22 protein-coding genes are annotated in these 21,103 nt (G+C 37.2%); 19 read left to right on the top strand and 3 right to left on the bottom strand.

Going from position 1 to position 21,103, the window contains the following annotated elements:
- Positions 1 to 7 precede the first annotated feature (7 nt).
- Positions 8 to 502 carry a chemotaxis protein CheW gene (locus tag N0B29_RS03240; protein WP_263832250.1) on the top strand — a complete coding sequence of 165 codons (495 nt, stop codon included), beginning with the start codon at positions 8 to 10 and terminating at the stop codon, positions 500 to 502.
- 48 nt (positions 503 to 550) lie between these two features.
- Here N0B29_RS03240 and N0B29_RS03235 read toward each other — a convergent pair whose 3' ends face one another.
- Complete coding sequence (locus N0B29_RS03235; protein ID WP_263832249.1) at positions 551 to 1,465, bottom strand: methylenetetrahydrofolate reductase; 915 nt, start codon at positions 1,463 to 1,465, stop codon at positions 551 to 553.
- A gap of 150 nt (positions 1,466 to 1,615) precedes the next feature.
- Between N0B29_RS03235 and serB the strand changes: the two genes are divergently transcribed.
- The 15 genes from serB (at position 1,616) to N0B29_RS03160 (ending at position 16,864) form a co-directional block, all read left to right on the top strand.
- Positions 1,616 to 2,236 carry a phosphoserine phosphatase SerB gene (serB, locus tag N0B29_RS03230; protein WP_263832248.1) on the top strand — a complete coding sequence of 207 codons (621 nt, stop codon included), beginning with the start codon at positions 1,616 to 1,618 and terminating at the stop codon, positions 2,234 to 2,236.
- 12 nt (positions 2,237 to 2,248) lie between these two features.
- Positions 2,249 to 3,247, top strand: a complete 999-nt coding sequence (locus tag N0B29_RS03225) for a transaldolase (RefSeq protein WP_263832247.1) — start codon at positions 2,249 to 2,251, stop codon at positions 3,245 to 3,247.
- Between the two features lie 12 nt (positions 3,248 to 3,259).
- A complete protein-coding gene (locus N0B29_RS03220; RefSeq protein ID WP_263832246.1) occupies positions 3,260 to 4,462 on the top strand; it encodes a type IV pilus twitching motility protein PilT in 1,203 nt (400 codons plus the stop codon).
- A gap of 66 nt (positions 4,463 to 4,528) precedes the next feature.
- Positions 4,529 to 5,065: a 50S ribosomal protein L25/general stress protein Ctc gene (locus N0B29_RS03215; RefSeq protein WP_263832245.1), complete on the top strand. Its 537-nt coding sequence runs from the start codon at positions 4,529 to 4,531 to the stop codon at positions 5,063 to 5,065.
- Between the two features lie 8 nt (positions 5,066 to 5,073).
- Complete coding sequence (gene pth, locus N0B29_RS03210) at positions 5,074 to 5,649, top strand: aminoacyl-tRNA hydrolase (protein WP_263832244.1); 576 nt, start codon at positions 5,074 to 5,076, stop codon at positions 5,647 to 5,649.
- The gene (locus tag N0B29_RS03205) at positions 5,646 to 6,704 is read left to right on the top strand and encodes an LptF/LptG family permease (RefSeq protein WP_263832243.1); all 1,059 of its coding nucleotides are present in this window, start codon (positions 5,646 to 5,648) and stop codon (positions 6,702 to 6,704) included. The genes pth and N0B29_RS03205 overlap by 4 nt, the downstream gene beginning before the upstream one ends.
- A gap of 97 nt (positions 6,705 to 6,801) precedes the next feature.
- Positions 6,802 to 8,007, top strand: a complete 1,206-nt coding sequence (gene lysA / locus N0B29_RS03200; protein WP_263832242.1) for a diaminopimelate decarboxylase — start codon at positions 6,802 to 6,804, stop codon at positions 8,005 to 8,007.
- Complete coding sequence (locus N0B29_RS03195) at positions 8,004 to 8,771, top strand: HAD-IIA family hydrolase (protein WP_263832241.1); 768 nt, start codon at positions 8,004 to 8,006, stop codon at positions 8,769 to 8,771. The genes lysA and N0B29_RS03195 overlap by 4 nt, the downstream gene beginning before the upstream one ends.
- Positions 8,771 to 9,838 carry a prephenate dehydratase gene (gene pheA, locus N0B29_RS03190; RefSeq protein WP_263832240.1) on the top strand — a complete coding sequence of 356 codons (1,068 nt, stop codon included), beginning with the start codon at positions 8,771 to 8,773 and terminating at the stop codon, positions 9,836 to 9,838. The genes N0B29_RS03195 and pheA overlap by 1 nt, the downstream gene beginning before the upstream one ends.
- Before the next feature lie 3 nt (positions 9,839 to 9,841).
- A complete protein-coding gene (gene hisC, locus N0B29_RS03185) occupies positions 9,842 to 10,942 on the top strand; it encodes a histidinol-phosphate transaminase (protein ID WP_263832239.1) in 1,101 nt (366 codons plus the stop codon).
- Between the two features lie 11 nt (positions 10,943 to 10,953).
- The gene (gene fliF / locus N0B29_RS03180) at positions 10,954 to 12,678 is read left to right on the top strand and encodes a flagellar basal-body MS-ring/collar protein FliF (protein WP_263832238.1); all 1,725 of its coding nucleotides are present in this window, start codon (positions 10,954 to 10,956) and stop codon (positions 12,676 to 12,678) included.
- Positions 12,675 to 13,703: a flagellar motor switch protein FliG gene (fliG, locus tag N0B29_RS03175; protein WP_263832494.1), complete on the top strand. Its 1,029-nt coding sequence runs from the start codon at positions 12,675 to 12,677 to the stop codon at positions 13,701 to 13,703. The genes fliF and fliG overlap by 4 nt, the downstream gene beginning before the upstream one ends.
- Before the next feature lies 1 nt (position 13,704).
- Entirely contained in the window at positions 13,705 to 14,508 is an 804-nt protein-coding gene (fliH, locus tag N0B29_RS03170; protein ID WP_263832237.1) for a flagellar assembly protein FliH, read from the top strand.
- 15 nt (positions 14,509 to 14,523) lie between these two features.
- The gene (dxs, locus tag N0B29_RS03165; protein WP_263832236.1) at positions 14,524 to 16,356 is read left to right on the top strand and encodes a 1-deoxy-D-xylulose-5-phosphate synthase; all 1,833 of its coding nucleotides are present in this window, start codon (positions 14,524 to 14,526) and stop codon (positions 16,354 to 16,356) included.
- Positions 16,357 to 16,447: 91 nt separating this feature from the next.
- A complete protein-coding gene (locus N0B29_RS03160; RefSeq protein WP_263832235.1) occupies positions 16,448 to 16,864 on the top strand; it encodes a Fur family transcriptional regulator in 417 nt (138 codons plus the stop codon).
- A 31-nt stretch (positions 16,865 to 16,895) separates the two neighbouring features.
- Here N0B29_RS03160 and N0B29_RS03155 read toward each other — a convergent pair whose 3' ends face one another.
- A complete protein-coding gene (locus N0B29_RS03155; RefSeq protein WP_263832234.1) occupies positions 16,896 to 17,492 on the bottom strand; it encodes a peroxiredoxin in 597 nt (198 codons plus the stop codon).
- Positions 17,493 to 17,602: 110 nt separating this feature from the next.
- Complete coding sequence (locus N0B29_RS03150) at positions 17,603 to 19,573, bottom strand: methyl-accepting chemotaxis protein (protein ID WP_263832233.1); 1,971 nt, start codon at positions 19,571 to 19,573, stop codon at positions 17,603 to 17,605.
- A gap of 318 nt (positions 19,574 to 19,891) precedes the next feature.
- Here N0B29_RS03150 and N0B29_RS03145 point away from each other — a divergent pair, with 318 nt between their 5' ends.
- The 3 genes from N0B29_RS03145 to N0B29_RS03135 all read left to right on the top strand — a co-directional run bounded on the left by N0B29_RS03145 (position 19,892) and on the right by N0B29_RS03135 (position 21,103).
- Entirely contained in the window at positions 19,892 to 20,176 is a 285-nt protein-coding gene (locus tag N0B29_RS03145; protein WP_263832232.1) for a DUF362 domain-containing protein, read from the top strand.
- A 139-nt stretch (positions 20,177 to 20,315) separates the two neighbouring features.
- Positions 20,316 to 20,729, top strand: a complete 414-nt coding sequence (ndk, locus tag N0B29_RS03140) for a nucleoside-diphosphate kinase (RefSeq protein ID WP_263832231.1) — start codon at positions 20,316 to 20,318, stop codon at positions 20,727 to 20,729.
- A gap of 107 nt (positions 20,730 to 20,836) precedes the next feature.
- Complete coding sequence (locus N0B29_RS03135; protein ID WP_263832230.1) at positions 20,837 to 21,103, top strand: DNA-binding protein; 267 nt, start codon at positions 20,837 to 20,839, stop codon at positions 21,101 to 21,103.

Below are 21,103 nucleotides of genomic sequence, written 5' to 3'. Positions count from 1 at the left end.
AGTCACGATGAACGATAAATTAAATCAAATTCTTCAAAAACAGCAACAACAAGTTGATGAGCCACACAAAAAAGAGGATGATGTTATTCAACTTGTTGGATTTATTATAGGACAAGAAGAGTATGCAGTACCCATTTTGAGTATTCAAGAGATTATCAAACCGATTGAATACACAAGGGTTCCGAGTGTGCCAACTTATATCTTGGGTGTTTTTAACTTAAGAGGAAGCGTTATCCCTTTGATTGATCTTAGAAGTAAGTTTAAGATGGATCCTGTCAAAGTAACCGAAGATACACGCTACATTGTGATGAAGGGCAAAGATAACACGGCTGGCTTTGTTATTGATCGTTTGACTGAGGCAATTCGCATTAAAAGTAGTCGTATTGGACCACCGCCTGAGACAATCCATGCTGAAAAAGGGTTGGTTTATGGAATTGGTATGCGCGAAGAAAATATCTTAACAATTTTAAAAGTTGAACAACTTTTAAAACGCGATTTTTAATGTTTGTAACGAGCCAAACTTCACCGTTTGGCTCGTTACATGTAAACTTTAATATTTCAATAAATCTGCCACAAGCTCAAAGTTATTAGCACTCATAATATGAATTTTCGGATGTACTTTTTTCAGTTCTAAAAAGGCATTTAGTGAAAGTTCAAAACCCACTTTTCGCTCTTCTTCTTCACTAATTTTTTTAGCGTGTGCAAGCTTGTCCATCCAGATAGGTGGTACATGAATGCCTGGAACGTGTGCGGCTAAAAATTGAGCGGTACGCAGTTTTACAATCGGAAAAAATCCTAAAATAAGTTGCGTTTGACTCTGCTCTTTGTTCAATTCCGTTTTGGCATCTTTTAAAAGATTTAAAAGCATTTTGGCATTTTCAACGCTGTATACCGGTTGTGTGATAATTCCAACAGCCCCATGCTCCACTTTCGTTGCCATCTTTTTCATCAAATTTTTAGGTGTGTTAGCATGTGCGTTGCAGACGGAAAAGGGATAAATCGGCTTAGGCTGTATTTTAAATGGCTTTCCTGAGTAATCAATGCCTGCGTTGAAGCATTGAATCATATCTAAAAGAAGCGTACTGTTGCCCTCAAAAACACCTTTGAGCGAAGGTTGGTCACTGGCACTGGCAGGATCTCCTGTAAGGCAGAGAATCGTTCGTAAATCGTACTCGTTTGCGCCCAAAAGATCAGACTGAAGTGCTACTTTATTGCGATCTCGCATACTCATGGTTGCAATCACAGGCTTGGCAAAACGTGTTTGAAGTTTGAGTGCGCCAAAAAGAGCATTATACTTCAATCGTGCTAGAGGGTTGTCGGTGGTGCTAAATCCATCGACTTTAGTATCTAACTCAAACTGAGCTATTTTTTCGATAATAGGCTCAAAAGTTGGTTCATGCATTGGTGTGGTTTCGAGTGTTAAAAAGGCATCATGTTTCAGTTTTTCAATAAAAGATTCGGTCATTTTTTTTCCATAGAGTGAACTTTTGCGTATTATAACTTAAACGCGAAAAACATGGTAGGTCATTTCTCTGAAGCTAATGCAGGAGATTTTTTTACCTAAGCAAGATATTGCTATAATAAATGCTCTAATAGCAACGAAGGAGCGATTTGGATGAAGTTGTGTGTTTTTGATTTTGATTCAACACTCATGGATGGTGAAACAATCGATTTTTTAGCAAAAGAACATGGTGTTGAAAAAGAAGTTTCAATGATTACGGAAGCTGCAATGCGTGGTGAGCTTGATTTTTTTGAGAGTTTAACAACACGTGTAGGGCTATTAAAAGGAATGAATGCAAGAAAAGCTGAAGAGATTTGTCATGCCCTCCCTTTGATGAAAGGAGCCTATGAGACGATTGCAGGGCTTAAAGCGAAAGGTTATACCGTCATTGTTTTCAGCGGCGGATTTCGTATTGCAACCACACCTGCGAAAGAAATTTTAGGATTCGATGCGGATTTTGCCAATGTATTGCATGCAAGGGATGGTCATTTAAGTGGACTTGTTGGGGGCGATATGATGTTTGGCTTTTCCAAAGGCGATATGCTCAGACGCGTGCAAAACCTTTTACATGTAAGTTATGAAAATACTATCGCTGTTGGCGATGGAGCAAATGATATCTCGATGTTTGAGTGTGCTGCTAAAAAAGTGGCATTTTGTGCAAAGCCGATTTTGAAAAATGCGGCGAATGTTGTGATCGATGAGAAAGATATGCGTAATCTTCTCCAATTTATTTAAAAGAGTGAAATAATGTATAACAATGATTTGAAATTTTCTTTGTGGTGTGATTTTGTTGAGCGTAGCTTTCTTGAAGGCGAATTTGGTGAATTGATCGAAAAAAATATTGTTAATGCGGCAACCAGTAATCCTTCGATTTTTAAGTCTGCCTTTTTAGGTTCACCCGCGTATGCTGAGGATAAGGCAAAGCTTCAGGAGAAATCTGCCAAAGAGATTTATGAAGCACTTGCCATTGGAGATATTCAGCGTGCGGCTAAAAAACTCTTGCCACTCTATGAAAAAGGGGATGATGGTTTTATTAGCATTGAAGTAGACCCTTTCTTGTGTGACGATGCTACTGAGACCGTTGAAGAAGGAAAGCGACTTTTTAAAGCGATTGGTTACCCCAATGTCATGATCAAAGTGCCTGCAACTGAGGAAGGCTTCATTGCAATGGAAGCACTTTTGAGTGAAGGCATTAACGTTAATGCAACGCTCATTTTTTCTGATGCGCAAACGAAAGGGTGTTTAGAGGCTTTTGCACGTGCGAATGAAATATTGAAACAAAAAGGTTGTTCCAAACTTCCTCAAGCGGTTATTAGCATTTTTGTGAGCCGTTTTGATCGTAAACTTGATGAGCAACTTAAAAAACTTGACTTTGTAACCTCCCGTGTAGGCATCATGAATGCGATGCGCTGCTATGAGTTGATTCAAAGTGCCCATTTGCCTAACGTGAGAGCATTGTTTGCCAGCACAGGCGTTAAAGGTGATGAGCTAAGTCCTGATTATTATATTAAAGAACTTTTGCTTGAAAATTCAATTAATACAGCACCTCTTGGTACCATTAAAGCCTTTATCGCTTCGGGTAAAGAGAGTTTTGCCGTTGATTTAAGATCAGATTGGATTGAAAACTTTTTTCACTCACTTGCTGCGAATAGTGTTGATATGAAAGTGGTGTGTGATGAATTAATGGATGAAGGCCTTAGTGCCTTTAAAGAGGCTTTTGTGGAGATTTTAGACGAACTCAAATAGCAAGGAAATCCGATGCAAAAAGAGGCAGTAAACGTTAGTGAGCTTACGTTTGAGATGACCAAAAAGCTGAGATTTTATCTCAGTAAACTAGTAGAACATCGAGGAAGTGATTTACATGTAAAAACGGGAACAACGATTAGAGGACGAATTAACGGTGAAATTGTCTCTTTTTCCAAAGAAGTTCTCGCCTATCAAGATGGGCTCACTTTGGCAAAAGAGCTTTTGCGAAGTCGTTTTCCTGAATTAGTTGAGAAAAAAAATATCGACTTTACCTTTAAGCTCAACGATGAGTACCGTTTTCGTGTTAATATGTTCTTTCAAGTCGATGGTGTTTCAGCGGTTTTTAGAACGATTCCTATGGTACTTCCGACTATCGAGTCACTTCATCTGCCTGATATTATTAATTCACTCTGTGATCTTCCTCGTGGGCTTATCTTGGTAACAGGACCTACAGGATGTGGTAAAACAACGACATTGGCGTCGATGATTAACCGTATCAATAAGACACAAAAAAAACATATTATCACCATTGAAGATCCCGTAGAATTTATCTATAAAGATGAGTTATGTGTGGTCAATCAGCGTGCAATTGGGCAAGATGCTATCTCTTTTTCAGATGCTTTACGCGCCGCACTTCGTGAAGATCCCGATGTTATCTTAGTCGGTGAGATGCGCGATCTTGAGACCATTGAAACAGCGATGCATGCAGCTGAAACAGGTCACTTAGTCCTTTCGACACTGCATACGGTGGATGCTAAAGAGACGGTTGGCCGTATTATTGGAATGTTCCCTGGCAGTGAGCAAAATCGTATAAAAATGTCCTTGGCTTCAGTTTTGCAAGGCGTTATTGCCCAAAGACTTGTCAAAACAGTTGATAATGGACGAACAGCAGCAGTAGAAATTTTGGTTAAAAATGCCCGAATTGAAGCGTTGATTTTAGAAGATAGAGAGAGTGAAATTCCTGATGCGATCAAAGAAGGAAAAGATGTTTATAAAACGCAAACATTTGATCAAGCCCTTTTAGGATTGTATGCTGAGGGTAAAATTTCAAGAGAAAATGCTATTCAAGCTTCTACCAGTCGCAATGATATTACGATGGCTCTTGATTTTTATGATGCGGATAAAACTCAAAAACAGACACGTAAAGAAGATACACGTGTAAGTCTTAGAGAGCTTAAAGAGACCGATAAAGACATCATTGGATTAAAGCAGTAAAAGATTTATGCAGTTTTTAGGTTCAGTTTTGTAGAATTGTACCCTTATTTTTTATAAAGGAAAACTATGTTAGAAGGCATCATTAGAGATAGTATCGAAAAAAAGGCTACTAAAGCGCTTCGTAGAGATGGATATCTAATTGCAAACATTTACGGTAAGGGTGAAGAAAACATCAATGCTGCATTTAAAGCAAACGAATTTATCAAAGCAGCGAAGAATAAAGAGACTCTTATTTTCCCAGTGAAAGTATCTGGTAAAGAGTACAATGTTGTGATCCAAGATTACCAAAAAGATCCAGTAAACAGCAACCTTTTACATGTAGATTTACGTATAGCACTTCCAGGTGTTTTGACTAAATATTTGGTTCCTGTTGTTCTTGAAGGTATTCCAGTGGGCACAAAAAACAAAGGTGTTCTTATCCAATCTAAAAAACGTTTAGCGGTTAAATGTACAGCAGAAAACTTACCAAACAGCTTTATTGTTGACGTAAGTGGACTCGATGTTGGCGCTACTGTTTTGGTACGTGATATTCAAGTTCCAGCTAACGTAAAAGTAATGGATGAAACAAGAGTTTCTGTTGCCGGAGTTATTAAAGCGAAGTAACGCTCAATATGACACTGATCGTAGGGCTTGGAAATCCAGACTTACAATACAAAAACAATCGGCATAATGTCGGTTTTATGGTCATCGATGCTCTGCTCGATGACCAAACTTCCTGTGAAAAAATCACCAAAGCAAATTTTAAAGGAGAGCTTTTTAAGGCTCCTTCAATGCTACTTCTCAAACCAACAACGTATATGAATCTCTCTGGAGAGAGTGTTCGTGCAGTTGATGACTACTTTAAACCCGATCAAATTATTGTAATTCATGATGATTTAGACCTGCCATTTGGAACCGTGCGTTTTAAAATAGGTGGTGGGCACGGTGGACATAATGGCCTCCGCTCCATTGATGCGCATATTGGGGCTGAGTATATAAGAGTACGCATCGGCATTGGTAAGCCCTCACATAAAAGCGATGTAGCAAAGTATGTGCTCTCTGATTTTTCAGCATGCCAAAGAGAATTTTTACCTGAAATTCTTTTACATGTAAAAAAAAGTATTAAAGCATTGCTCACGAACGATTTAAAAGAAGTTTCGCTACAATACTCCCTTAAACAAACATTGTGTGATGGGGATAACGTATGAAACTTTTTGAGAAATATATTGTTAAAAATTATCTCAAAAATTTCTTTGTTATTTTTATAGCGCTTGATCTCTTCTATGTGGGTGTTGATCTCCTGACCAACTACAATAATATTCCAGATTCTGCCAATTTACAGATACTTTATGCTCTTTTTCAAGGCATGAATGCTGTCAATTACGTGCTTCCTCTCTCCATCGTTTTTGGTATGATTGTGACGTACTTTAGCATGATTAAATCAAATGAGCTTATTTGTATGTATGCATCAAGCATTAGCAAAAAAGCACTCGTTCGTCCTTTTTTTATTGCGTCTTTAGGGCTTACAATGGTTTATATTGGGCTAAATTGTACTGAATTTGCTTATGCGAATGAGTACAGTTCAAACCTTAAAAAATACAACCGTATTTCCAATAGCTCCGAAGACCTTTTCTTAAAAAACAATAATCAATATGTCTATTTTAAAAAACTTGATCCATTAAAACAAGTGGGATATGATGTGACAATTTTTGAAGTGGACAATGTCGATTTGACGAAAATTATTCGTGCCTCTGTTGCTTCATTTATCGATAATCACTGGATTTTAGAGCATGTAAGCATTGTCTATAAGCCGCATGTTTCATCATTGGACGATCCGGGATTTCGCACAGAAAATGTAGAAAAACTCAAAATGATGGAGAATTTTAAACCTAAAATTATGGATAATATTTACCAAAGTGAGTATGCACTTTCTATCATGGACGGTATTGATGCATTGCACTTTTTTGGTGATCAAGGTGTTAATACAAGTAAGATTAAAGCCACACTTTTTTACCAGATATTTTTCCCATTTTTTGCTCCTTTCTTAATCGTGATTTTATATTATAAAGCCCCAATGATGGGACGCTATTTCAATATGGCACTCATTGCTTCTTCGTTTGCCTTTGTCACACTCGTTACGTGGAGCGGACTTTTCTTGCTGAGTCGTTTAAGTGCTAATGGTGTTGTCATTTCTGAAATTGCTATTTTATTGCCAATCGTGCTTCTTTTTTTTACGGCACTTCATTTTTACGCGAAACGCTAAAAGAGGTTTAATCATTTTTTGTTGAACTTTTTGATAGAATGGATAAATATTGTTATCCAACGGGTCTTCCTAGCGGTACCCTTCATTAAGGTTCAAAATGGCGAAATTCTCTGCATTAGCACAAAAATATGGTACTCCTTTATACGTTTATGATTTTGATACCATTGCTCAAAAGTTTTCATCTCTCAAAGAGGTCTTTAAAGCACGCAAATCTCTTATTTGCTTTGCCGTAAAATCAAATTCAAATCTTTCTGTTTTAAAACACATGGCAAACCTAGGGGCTGGGTGTGATTGTGTTTCCATTGGTGAAGTCAAGCGCGCTTTATATGCGGGTATTCCAAAATATAAAATTATTTTTAGCGGTGTGGGTAAAAGAGACGATGAGATCGAGGAAGCACTTGCTAATGATATTTTGATGATTAACCTTGAGAGCGAAGAAGAGATGAATCGCGTTGAGATGATCGCTCAAAAATTGGGTGTGGTTGCTCGTATTAGTATTCGCGTCAATCCAAATATCGATCCTAAAACACATCCGTATATCTCAACAGGACTTCACGAAAATAAATTTGGTGTGGATTTAGAGAGTGCAAAACGTATGTATATTCATGCGAAAAATGCGGCTTGCCTTGATCCTGTGGGTATTCATTTTCACATTGGTAGCCAGATTACTGAGGTTGAGCCATTTAGAGAAGCAGCACTTGTTTTAGCAAACCTATTGCGAAACCTTAAAGCTTTAAATATTGACATTAAGTTTTTTGATGTAGGTGGTGGTATAGGAATTCAGTACAAAGACGAAGAAACCATTGCTCTTTATGAGTATGCACAGTCAATCTTTAGTGCGTTGAGCGGTCTTGATGTGACACTCGTGTGCGAACCAGGTCGTTATTTGGTTGGAGATTGCGGATATTTTTTAACAAAAGTGCTTTATGAAAAACACAATGGATTTAAACGTTTTGTGATCGTTGATGGTGCTATGAACGATCTTATTCGCCCAAGTCTTTATCAGGCGTATCATGCCATAGAAGTTGAGGGTAAAGAAGGGAAAGAGACAACGGTTTGCGATGTTGTTGGACCTATTTGTGAGAGTGGTGACTTTTTTGCGAAAAACATTGAATTACCAGCTCTTGAGCATGATGATTTGTTGATTGTAAAAAGTGCTGGTGCGTATGGATTTACGATGAGCAGTAACTACAATACCCGTACGCGTGTGGCTGAGGTGGCACTCGAAAAGGGAGAAGATCGCCTGATTCGCCAACGTGAAAGTTTTGATGATTTGATTGCGTTGGAAAAAGCGTACGTATGAACTATTTGATTGATGTGCAAGGCACACTGATTGATGATGTTAATAAAAGACCAATAGAAGGTGCAATTGCGTTTATTGATAGTCTTAATAAAGCAAAAATTCCGTATGTTGTGATTACCAATAACACCAAAGTATCAAGTGTAGAATTTCATCAATTTTTGTGCAATTTAGGATTTAGTATTCCTAAAAATAACTATCTTGATCCCTTTATGGCGTTAGAGAAAGTTTTACATGTAAAGGCTATTCGTAGCTTTGGATCTGAAGAATTTATTCGTGTCATGAACACGTTAGGTTATGATCAAAAAGCGCAAAAGCCTGAAGCCGTTGTTATTGCAAGTAAAAAAGATTTTGACGCAAATGATTATGCAAGCATGATAGAACTTGTTTTGGGCGGAGCAAAGATTATAGGAATGCATGCAACAAGCATTTATGCTAAAGATAAGCGACGCTATCCAGGAGTGGGAGCCATTTTAGAGATGCTACATTACGCTACGGGATCTGAATATAGCGTTGTGGGAAAACCAAGTACACTTTTTTACACGGAAGCCTTAAAGCTTTTACAAAAGCAAGCGGATGTGAAAAATTTTGATGAAGTGACCATTGTCAGCGATGATGCCATTGGCGATCTTTTAGGTGCTAAAAAACTTGGTATGAAGACTATTTTAGTTCTCAGTGGCAAATGTCAAAGTGAGCAAGAAGTTTTACATGTAAAAACTTCTTTGGATGTAATTGTGCCTACCATTGGGCATATTAAAGGCGAATAATGCAAGCAATAGAACACTACAGAAAAAAGATTGATCAGATTGATGATCAGATTTTAAAACTACTCAATGAACGCATGGAATTGGTCAAAGAGATTGGTCGGGCTAAACAAACGAGTGGAACAGCGATTTATCGTCCGGAGCGCGAAAAAGAGATTTTGGATCGTTTAAAAGGGCTTAATAAAGGTGCTTTAAACAATCAAGCCATTGATGCTATCTTTTTAGAGGTATTTGCCGTTAGTCGTAACCTTGAGTTTCCTGAAAAAATTGCTTTTATGGGGCCCGAGGGAAGTTATACCCACCAAGCAGCCGAGAGTCGTTTTGGTGCGATGGGAAGTTATATTGAAGTAAGTTCCATTGAAGCCGTTTTTCACGTGCTTGAAAATGGTGAAGCTAAATATGGCGTGGTTCCTGTTGAAAACAATACCGCAGGGGCTGTGGGAACAACGCTTGATTGTCTTGGTAAATTTAGCTCTAAAATTGTGGCAGAGCTTTATATGGATATTCACCACTCTTTTGCGACGGTATGCGAAGATATTAAAAAGATTAAGCGCATCTATTCGCATCCGCAAGGGTACAATCAGTGTCGAAAATTTTTGGAAGAGCACATGCTTTTGGGTGTGGAGTTTATACCCACTAAATCAACAGCAGAAGCGGCTAAAAAAGCAAGTGAAGATCATGATGCTGCGGCAATTTGTTCGCATATTGCTGCCAAATTGTCCAATTTACCCATTTTATTTGGAAAAATTGAAGACAATATGGCCAATCAAACGCGCTTTTTGATTTTGAGTGATTTTAAAAACAAAAAAGGGGTGCATAATAAAACCTCTATTTTGGCAAAAACAGATGATAAACCAGGAGGTCTTGTAGAGTTCTTGCAGACCTTCCAAGATCAAAAAGTGAACCTTACGAAGATTGAGTCACGCCCAACAAAAGAGAAAGGGTTCCAATCAATCTTTTATATGGATTTTGAGGGACATATTGATGATGAAAATGTCCAAAAAGTGATTGAAGAGAATAAAGACAGATATGATATTAAATGGCTTGGAAGCTATATTTGCGGAGGATGAGGAATGCAATTTAACGGTGTTTTAGATCAATTAAAAATTTATGAAGCGGGTAAGCCAATCGAACTTGTTGTGCGCGAATACGGCATCGAGTCTAAAGATGTCATCAAATTAGCGAGCAATGAAAATCCAAGAGGATGCAGCCCTAAAGTCATTGAAGCGGTACGCAATGAAGCCACAAAAATGAACCTTTATCCTGATGACAGTATGTATGAGCTCAAAGAGGCATTGGCAAACAAATATCTCGTTAAAGAGGAAAATATTATTATTGGTGCAGGAAGTGACCAAGTGATCTCTTTTGCTGTACACGCTAAAGCAAACGCAAATACTAAAGTTTTGATGGCAGGAATTACGTTTGCTATGTATGAGATTTATGCGCTTCAAACAGGTGCAACTATTCTTAAAACACCCTCAGCTGGGCATAATCTAAAAGAGATGTTAGAGATTTATAAAGCAAACAAAGACATTTCCGTTATTTTCCTTTGCTTGCCAAATAATCCGTTGGGTGAATGTTTAGATACAAAAGATGTTTATGCCTTTTTAGATCAAATCAGCCCTGAAACATTGGTCGTGATTGATGGTGCGTACCAAGAGTATGCAAGTTTTAAAGATCCAGCTAAGAAAATTGTTCCAAGTGAAATCATCACAAAATATCCTAATACTCTTTATTCAGGAACCTTCTCAAAAGCGTATGGCTTAGGTGGTATGCGTTGTGGTTACGGAATAGCACAACCAGAAGTTATTAAAGCGCTTTTAAAACTTCGCGCACCTTTTAACATTACAAATCTCACGCTTAAAGCAGCAATTGTAGCTCTGGGTGATCAAGCTTTTGTGGATGCATCTGTTAAAGAAAATTTTGAAGAAATGAAAGCCTATGAAGCATTTGCTAAAGAGCTTGGATTTAAAGTGATTGAGAGTTATACTAACTTTATTGTTTTAGAATTTGATGCGAATAAAAACTCTGGTGCAATTGCACAAAAGTTGATGGAAAAGGGTATAATCGTTAGAAATTTAGGATCGTATGGAATGAATGCTATTCGTGTGACCATAGGAACGCCTGAGCAAAACAGACGCTTTTTTGAACTCTTTAAAACAATTTACATGTAAGAGAAAAACAGATGGAGCTTAGAACACTTTTAAATCAAATAGCAACACTCATACAGAATTTGACTCTGCGTCAAAGGATCGTGACGGCAGTTTCGATTGTTGTCCTTATCGGATTTTTAGTGTTTCTTACGCTCTATAAAAATGCAAATTCTGGAAAAGCCAATGGCTACAGTGTTTTGTTTGAAAACACAACAGCAGGCGATTCTGCACTGATTATTCAACAACTTGAGAAAGAAAAAATTCCTTATAAAGTTGTCAATGAAGGCACTATAGCTGTTCCAAGCGAAGTGGTGCATAAAGAGCGAATTGCTATCGCTGCTTTGGGAATTCCTAAAAACAGTAAAGTTGGTTTTGAAATTTTTGATAAGACCGAATTTGGTGCAACTGATTTTGAACAGAAAATTAAATACATCAGAGCTTTAGAGGGTGAGTTAGCGCGTACCATTGAGAGCTTGGGACCTATAGCCAATGCAAGTGTGCATATTGCTATTCCTAAAGAGACGGTATTTGCACAAAAGCAAGCGGCGCCAACAGCTTCTATCGTTCTTAATATTCGTCCGAGTATGAACCTCTCCGTTAAACAGATTGTGGGTATTAAAAATCTTGTTGCCGCTTCTGTTTCTAACTTGGTTGCTGAGAATGTTTCTGTTGTGAATCAAGATGGTGAGCCTTTGGGTGATGAGCAGAGCAATATTTTCCAAGGTGAGCTTGTTAAGAGTCAAATGCGTTATAAAAAAGAGTTTGAACATAACGTAGAGCAAAAAATTATGAATGTCTTAGCCCCTGTTATTGGTGGCGTGGATAAGGTCAATGCAAAAGTAACCATTGATTTTGATTTTTCACAACAAGATTATGTGAGTGAAATTTATGATCCCAACTCTGTACCTAGAAGCGAACAGAGTGTTGAAGAAAAACGTGAAGGTAAAGAACCCCAAGATGTAGGTGGCGTACCAGGTGCTATTAGTAATATAGGACCAGTGCAAGGCTTAGAGAGTGGCAAAAAAGGCGAGACGTATCAAAAGAGTGCTACGACTACCAACTATGAGATTTCAAAAAAAGTTGTTAACTCTAAAGATGAGTTTGCAAAAATCAAACGTTTAACCGCAGCGGTGGTTGTCGATGGTGCGTATAAATATGGTGTAGATAGCGACGGTAAAAAGAAAAGCGATTTAGAGTATACACCACTTAGTAAAGAGCAGATGGATGCTATTCGTGATGTTGTTAAGCAAACAGTGGGATATAATTCTACAAGAGGCGATGAAGTCACCGTTAGTAACTTTGAATTTAAACCGCTTTCCAGTGATGGCACACGCGTTCCAACGAAAGATTTTATGGAAAAAGCTTCCAACTATCTTGGACCATTGCTTCCATTGTTTAAATATGTGGTGGTGGGTGTTTTACTCTTCATCTTCTATAAAAAAGTTATCATTCCATTTAGCCACAAAATGGTGGAGACAAAATTGGATGATTTTGAGGACGAAATTGAACCAGTAACAGCAGCTGAAGAAGAGGGTGCGGAAGATACGCTGGAGAAATTCAGACAAGCACGTAAAAAAGTAGAAGATCAACTAGGCATTGGTCAAGACTTTAACGAAGAAGCCCTCAAATATGATGTTTTACTTGAAAAACTCAAACATTTAGCGGAGCAAAAAAGTGAAGAATTTGCTGGACTTTTACAGTCTATGATCCGCAATGAGGGTGATTATGAGAAAAATAATCCAAAGGATCTTGGATAATGAAATTAACAGAAGATCAAAAAACACTTTACAATGAATTGACTATGGCTGAAAAAGCGGCAATTTTGCTGATTCAGTTAGGCGAAGATTCAACAGCCAATCTTTTTTCTCACATGGAAATAGATGTCGTAACGGATATTTCCAAGTTTATTGCAACAGCAAAAAATATTGATAAAGCCGTTGCTAATGCGGTATTAGAAGAATTTTACGTTATTTTGCAATCAAACCAGTACATTAGAAGTGGTGGTATGGAGTATGCTAAAGAAATTTTGTATCGTACCTTTGGTGCAGAAGGTGCTCAAAAAATATTGGATAAACTTTCCAAATCAATGGAAAACTCTCAAAGCTTTGGTTATTTGTCTCAAATCAAACCACAACAGCTGGGCGATTTTATTATGAACGAGCACCCGCAAACAGTTGCTCTCATTTTAGCGCACATGGATCCAACCAGTGCGGCTGAAACACTCTCTTTTTTCCCCGATCAGCTTCGAAGTGAAGTGACGATTAGAATGGCAAACTTAGGTGAGATTTCACCATCTGTTGTTAAAAGAGTCTCGGCAGTGCTTGAAAATAAACTTGAATCATTGACATCCTATAAAGTTGAGGTTGGTGGACCTCGCGCTGTTGCTGAAATTCTCAATCGTTTGGGTCAAAAAGCTTCTAAAACAACGATCGCGTACATCGAACAAGCCGATGAGAAACTCGCTTCAGTGATTAAAGACATGATGTTTACATTTGAAGATATTATGAAACTTGATGGTAATGCGGTGCGTGAAATTCTTAAAGTAGCGGATAAACGTGACCTGATGGTTGCGCTTAAAGGCTCCGCTGAAGAGCTTAGACGAAAGTTTTTTGACAATATGTCTCAGCGTGCGCAAGAGGCATTTGTAGAAGAGATGAACTTCTTAGGTGCGGTGCGTGTGAAGGACGTAGAAGAGTCTCAACGAAAGATTGTCGAAGAGGTACAAAAACTTTCAGAACAAGGTATCCTCCAAATCGGAGAAGCCGAAGAGATGATAGGTTAATATGGCAGATAATATTATTGATAAAGACCGAGTGGACGACCACTCCGTACAGAGCTATCGGTTTAAAGTATTGGGCTCTAATTTAGTAGAGACACCAGCGACTTTACATGTAAATGATGCTTATATACCAGAAAGCATCTATGATACTGAGACAAAACCAATTGGTGATGAAATTATCAATATTGCACGCATAGAAGAGGGTACACAAAATCAATTTATTGAAGAGTTACTCAAAAAAACAGATGAGCTTACCTCAAATGTGGTTAAGCTTCAAATTCAGATAGAAAAGCAAGAGCAAGACTTTAATAATAGACTGAATGAAGAACTAACGCGTGAGCGCGAAAATGCTTATTCTCAAGGGTATCAAAAAGCAAAAGAAGAGGGTGAAGCTTCTCTTTCAGAGATTAAATCGCGTTACCTCAAATCCATAGGACATTTGGATACATTATATAAAAGTATGGAAGAGCGGTTGGCTAAACTTGAAACGGATATGAGTGTAACGGCTTTTGAAATTGCAAAAGAAGTGATCAAAAAAGAGGTTAGTTTATCAAGCTCTCAAATTGCAGCGTCCCTTTCCAAAGCACTGTTACAAGAGGTAAAAGAAGCTAGTAAAATTGAGTTAAGAGTTAACCCTAAAGATCTTGATGCCCTAAAAGAGTTATATACAGAGGATGAAAAGATTAAAGTAACCTCAGATGATGCTATAACCTTAGGTGGTGTGGTCATTCTCAGTGATGTAGGTAATTTAGATGGCAATTTGGCAATGCGTTTAGACAAAGTGAAATATTTATTACAAGAAAACTAAGAAGTACTGGACGACATGAAACAACTACAAGAATGTTCTATTGAAGAATTAAACGAATATTGTGATCAGATTAGGCAAAAAATTATTCAAACCGTTAGCAAAAACGGAGGACATCTAAGTAGCAATGTGGGTGCAGTAGAACTCATCGTTGCTATGCATTATGTCTTTGATGTTAAGAATGACCCTTTTATATTTGATGTAAGCCATCAAGCTTATACGCATAAACTTATCACAGATCGTTGGGAAAAATTTAATACATTGCGCGAACTGGATGGTCTTAGTGGCTACACAAGACCCGATGAATCACCGTATGATTATTTCGTAGCAGGACATAGTTCGACATCTATTTCTTTGGCTGTTGGTGCGGCAAAGGCAATAGCGCTTAAAAATGAGCAACACAAGCGTGTTCCTATTGCTCTTATTGGTGATGGTTCTCTTAGTGCAGGAATGGTGTACGAAGCCCTTAATGAACTAGGGGACCGTAGATACCCCGTGGTCATTATTTTAAATGACAATAAGATGAGTATTTCAAAACCGATTGGAGCCATTAGCAAGTTTTTATCACAAGCTATGGCGGGTACTTTTTATCAGAAAATTAAAAAAACAACCGAACAGATTCTTCAATATTTGCCAGAAAGTGCGACTTATATGGCAAAGAAATTTGAAGAGAGTATCAAACTCATAACACCAGGCATGCTATTTGAAGAGTTAGGAATTGATTATATTGGACCAATTGATGGGCATGATTTAGAAAGCCTTATCAAGGCACTTCAATCGGCAAAAAGTTTGAAAAAACCAGTGATAGTCCATGCCCAAACCCTCAAGGGCAAAGGCTATGAAATGGCGGAGGGCTACTATGAAAAGTGGCATGGTGTGGGTCCTTTTGATGTTGCAAGTGGTGAAGCGCTTAAGCAAGGCGTTAGTAAAAATGCCACGACAATGTATTCAGAAGCATTAATGGCTTTGGCAAAAGAGCATGATAATGTTGTGGGAGTGACTGCTGCAATGCCAAGTGGAACAGGATTAACCCCTCTCATGCAAGCGTATCCAAATCGCTTTTGGGATGTTGCTATTGCAGAGCAACATGCCGTAACTTCTATGTGTGCTATGGCAAAAGAGGGCTTTAAACCTTATATCGCTATCTACTCTACTTTTTTACAAAGAGCCTACGATCAGGTCATCCATGATGCTTGTATTATGAACTTAGATGTTGTTTTTGCGATTGATCGAGCTGGCATTGTGGGAGAAGATGGGGAAACACATCAAGGTGTTTTTGATATCTCTTATTTGAGTGCTATTCCATACATGACTTTAATGGCTCCACGAGATGAGAAAGGAATGCACGAAGCTATTCAATATTCCTATACCCATCAAGGACCTTTAGCGATTCGTTATCCTAGAGGGGCATTTTTAGAATGCAATGGGTTTGAATCTTTACCTTTTGAATATGGAAAAGCGCAATTGCTTCAAGAAGGACAAAGTACCGTTTTACTTCTAGGGTATGGTAGCGGTGTTGGTAAAGCTGTGGCAACAGCGAAAATACTCGCTGAGGAAGGTATTGATGCCGGTATTATTGATTTGCGTTTTGTAAAGCCTTTAGATGAGACGCAACTTATTGGGTTAGCACAAGAGTATGAAAAATGGTATGTTTTTAGTGACAGTGCAAAAATTGGAGGAGTAGGTTCGCTTTTAATGGCACTCAAAGAAAAACATACTTTACATGTAAAGATTAAAACATTTGAATATGAAGATTCTTTTATTACTCATGGGGCAACGCATTTAGTTGAAAATAGGCTGGGTCTTAGCGCTGAACAGTTAGCAGAAGTGATTTTAAAAGAAGTCTATTAATAAATAAAAAATATTAGTTGATTTATTTTCAGCAAAATTGAGCTCCATTATGGAATGATTCAAAAAAAGATAATGAGAGGGGGTATATATAATGAATGATTTTATGAATCTACTTAAAACTAAAGAACTGAAAGCAACACCCCAAAGAATATCAGTTCTTAAAGAGTTAGATAAAAAAACGCATCCAACGATTGATGATCTTTATAATGCACTCAAAAAAGAGAATCCATCGATGTCTTTGGCAACGGTTTATAAAAATCTTGCGACGCTTAAAGAAAAAGGCGTGGTGATTGAAGTTAATGTCGCAGAGGGGAAAATGCGTTATGACATTTACTCAAAGCCACATATCCATTTTATTTGCCAGCAATGTGGCGCTATTGAAGATGTTGATTATGATGCAAGTTTATTTGCCTATCAAACAACATTAGAAAATGAGAAAAAAGTTAAAATTGATCGTCTGGATGTTATTGCCACTGTAGAAGCATGTGGACTTTGTAAAAAGAAGTAAGCTAAGAGAGATTCTCTCTTAGCTTACTTTATTAGAGTTTATCGGAATTATGCGCAAGATAATCAGCAACACCTGCGGTGCTAGCTGTCATACCTTTATCACCTTTTTGCCAACCTGCTGGGCAAACTTCACCGTATTCATTTGTAAAGAGCATTGTATCAATCATACGAAGCATCTCATCGATATTTCTTCCTAGTGGTAAGTCGTTAATAACGGCATGTCTTACGGTGCCATCTTTATCAATAAGAAAAGAACCACGAAGAGCAACACTTTCATTTAACAAAACATCATAGTCGCGAGCAATTTTTTTAGAAAGATCTGCTACAAGTGGGAATCTTACTTGACCGATACCGCCTTGGTTGACAGGAGTATTTTTCCATGCAAAGTGCGAAAATTGTGAGTCGATAGAAACACCAATGACATTAATGCCACGGTTTTTAAACTCTTCTAGTCTTTTATCAAATGCGATGATTTCAGATGGACATACAAATGTAAAATCCAAAGGATAAAAGAAAAGAACGGTTCCTTTTGATCCAAAATTTTCATATAGATTGAAATTATCAACAATTTGATTGTCGCCTAAAACAGCGGTTGCTGTAAAGTCAGGAGCTTTATTAGTTACTAGCATGATCATCCTTTAATTGAGAATTTTTATTGGTACAGAAATTATACAATTAAATATAAAAAATGGTTTTTAAGCAATAGGACTAATTTTCTCTTATAAGGTTTATGCTTATTTTATGTTCTAAATTCTCCGAGCTTGTGGTTGAGGTTTTCCGTCATACGGCTTAGATGTTCAGCAGCCCCTGCAATCTCTTCAACACTACGACTGTTTTCTGTTGAAATTTTATTGATTTCACCTATTTTATTGATGATAATATCAATTTCTTGTCCTGTTTGAAGGTAACTATCAACAGTATTTTCAGTAATTTTTGTAACAGCACTGATAATTGTAAAACTTTCCTGAAGGCTGATTTCGACTTTTTGAGCTGTATTGGCTAACTCTTCAACTTTTTGTGAATTATGGCTCATTTGTTCACTCGAATTAACAATTGATTGCACAATCACATTGATCGTTGCATTGATTTCAATAAGACTTTTCTGAGTGCGTTCAGCAAGTTTACGTACTTCATCAGCAACGACAGCAAAACCTCGTCCGTGTTCGCCTGCACGCGCTGCTTCAATAGCAGCATTTAATGCTAAAAGGTTGGTTTGATCGGCAATGTCACTAATCACTGTTAAAACACTTCTCACTTGTTCTGCATCAGTGCTCAATTGATTGAGCTTTTGAGCAAGCTCAATTTCAGTTGCCGAACTTTTTTGTATCTCTTTTGTTAGTGCTATAACAGCGCTTGTAGCCGACTGGAGTGCGCCATTGGCTTTGACCATATCTTCTTTACTATGTTTTGCTTGATCAATAGAAACACTCATGTCTGCGCGGACGTGATTTGCTTGACTGGTTGTATCAAGAACAATCGAAGAAGATTTTTCAACCAGTTTTTCAACCTGTAAAGATGTGGTTGAAAGTTCATGTGAAATAGAAGAATTTTCACTAGAGAGTGATTTAGCATTACAAATGAGAATACGCACTTTTTCAATAAAATTATTAATTTGTTCACTCGCCTGTGCAATCTCATCATTTCCTTTGATTTCTAGGTGACGCGTAAGATCACCATTACCACTGGAAAGATCTTTTGCTTTTTCAATGAGGTTATTAAGAGGTTTCGTAATAATTTGATTAATAAGTGTCCAAATAATAATCACAATGATGAAGGTCATAATGACAGAGGTGACAATGAGGTTATTTCTCAGTTTATCATTAGCTGCTTGAAAATCTTTTGCATTAGCTTTGGCAACTAAAATCCAATTCCATTTATCAAAGGTCTGAAAACTGATGATTTTAGCTTCACCTTCTTCTGTTATATCGAATATTCCTTGCTTTTGAGCTAATATCTTTTTATCAAGCTCTGAGGAGATTTTGGAGCCATCTAATTTTGGATGAATATCGTATGATTCACTTTTGATATTCATTGTATAAAAATAGCCATTATCGCCTATTTTCATGCTATTGATTTGTTGCTTTAATGCTTTAAGTCCTTCAGTAAAATTATAACCGATAAATAAAATACCTATGATTTTATTATTTTCAATTATTGGCGCATAAACGGTAATGTAATCTTTACCGAAAAGCCTTGCACTTCCAATATATTTTTGCTTTTTCATAATAGATTCATACGCAGGGCTAGCCTTTCCTAACATCGTCCCCATTGCACGTGATCCATCTTCTTTTTTGAGCGAAGTTGAAACCCGAACAAAGTCATCACCCTGAAGTGCAAAAATAGTCGCAACAGTTCCTGTAAGTTCAGTAAAAGCATCGACTTTTGTAAAGTTATTGTTGAGTGTATGTCCATCTGCTGCGATCAAAGGTGTATCGATGCTATTAACTTTGATTTTTTCACTGGAGTCGATGTGGAAACTACCAAAGCCTGATTCAAAAACTGTAAAAAGCTTAATGGCAGTATCTTCAAGTGCGCTATTATAAACTTTAACGGTTTGTTGCAATCCTGTAATATTTGCCGTAATTTTTTGTTCCGTTTCTTGCTTAATATAGCTACTAAGATAAAAATTAATATAAAGAATAAAAGCAAAAATTGCAAATGAAACGATCAAGACTTGTAAAATTGTTACTTTTTTTGCCAAGGAATTCATAAATTGTGCTCCAAATATAAAATATCGTTTAAATATAATAGGCAAAAATACCTTTTAATATAGTTAAATATTTATTTACTTTTTTGCTAAAATAGTTGACAGCCGCAAGCTATATTGCATGCTTCAAAATTTAATGCAAGATTTCTTCAATAAAAGATCTTGGAACGAGTTTTTCTGATTGGAAAGAAAAGGTTCTAGTTGAATTGATTAGATTAATCCTTTTGGTGGTTTTTAACTAGCAATTTGGGTTTAATATCAATTTCAATTTAGTTTCGATATAGTTTTTCGCTAGTATAAAACCAATGTTAAGGAGAAATTATGGCAGTAAAAATTACTGATATTTGTATCGCATGTGGTGCTTGTATCGATGAATGTCCAGTGGAAGCAATTGTAGATGATAGCGATAACCCAACAGGTGCTGATATCTATTACGTTTACGCTGACAAATGTGTTGAATGTGTAGGTCATCATGATGCTCCAGCATGTGCTGAGGCTTGTCCAACTGAGGGATGTATCGTATGGGATGCACCATATGCTGGCCAACCAAGTCGTGAGGAAATCGGACCAGATATGAGAAAAGGCACAACGCCTTGTGCTGAATAAAAGCCACAAAGAGGGGTTTCCCTCTTTGCCTTTGAAGTATAAAATATAATTTAATTGATATTAAAAAAAAATTCTGCTATACTCCCACGTTCTAATTCCCTACAAAGTTATGAAATTCAATTATATATAGGAGAGGATTGTGGAAAGCACATTATCCATTATTAAACCAGATGCAGTAGCGAAAAATGTTATTGGTAAAATTGTTGACAGATTTGAATCAAATGGGTTAAAAATTGCAGCGATGAAAAAAGTACAACTCAGCCAAGCTGATGCAGAAGCTTTTTATGCAGTTCATGCAAGCAGACCATTTTTTGGTGATCTTGTTAAATTTATGATTAGTGGACCTGTTGTAGTAATGGTTTTAGAAGGCGAAAACGCTGTTCTTAAAAACCGTGATCTTATGGGAGCTACCAATCCTAAAGAAGCAGCAAAAGGTACTATTAGAGCTGATTTTGCTGACAGTATTGATGCAAATGCTGTACACGGTAGCGATAGCTTAGAAAATGCAAAAAATGAGATTAATTTCTTTTTCGCAAAAAGAGAAATTCTCTAAGTCCAATGAATATAGAATTCAAAAAAATTCCCGCTAATGGGATTCATTTTGAAACATCTTTAGGTGAGATTAGATTTTTTGGAGAAGCTTTAAAGACGAGTAAGACAATGGTAAAATGTACAGGCGTTATGGAAGGAAATCTTCCACACTTGTGTGACCGATGTGCTGAAAGCTTTAAGCTGATGGTCAATGAGGGCATTGAAGTTTTTGCCAGTGATGGACTTTATGAAGACCAAGAAGGTGAAGAGCTTTTAAATGTAATAGAATTTTTTGATGGTTCGATTGATGTTGATACAATTCTTCAAAGTGAAATCGAAGCTTTCAAAAGTGATTACCACTATTGTGGACAATGTGAACAACTAAAAGGAGAGTAA

It is taken from the genome of Sulfurospirillum oryzae (genome assembly GCF_025770725.1).
Lineage (GTDB): Bacteria > Campylobacterota > Campylobacteria > Campylobacterales > Sulfurospirillaceae > Sulfurospirillum > Sulfurospirillum oryzae.
Note: the sequence above shows the minus strand (reverse complement) of the source record. Positions and strands in the feature narration are given on the sequence as shown.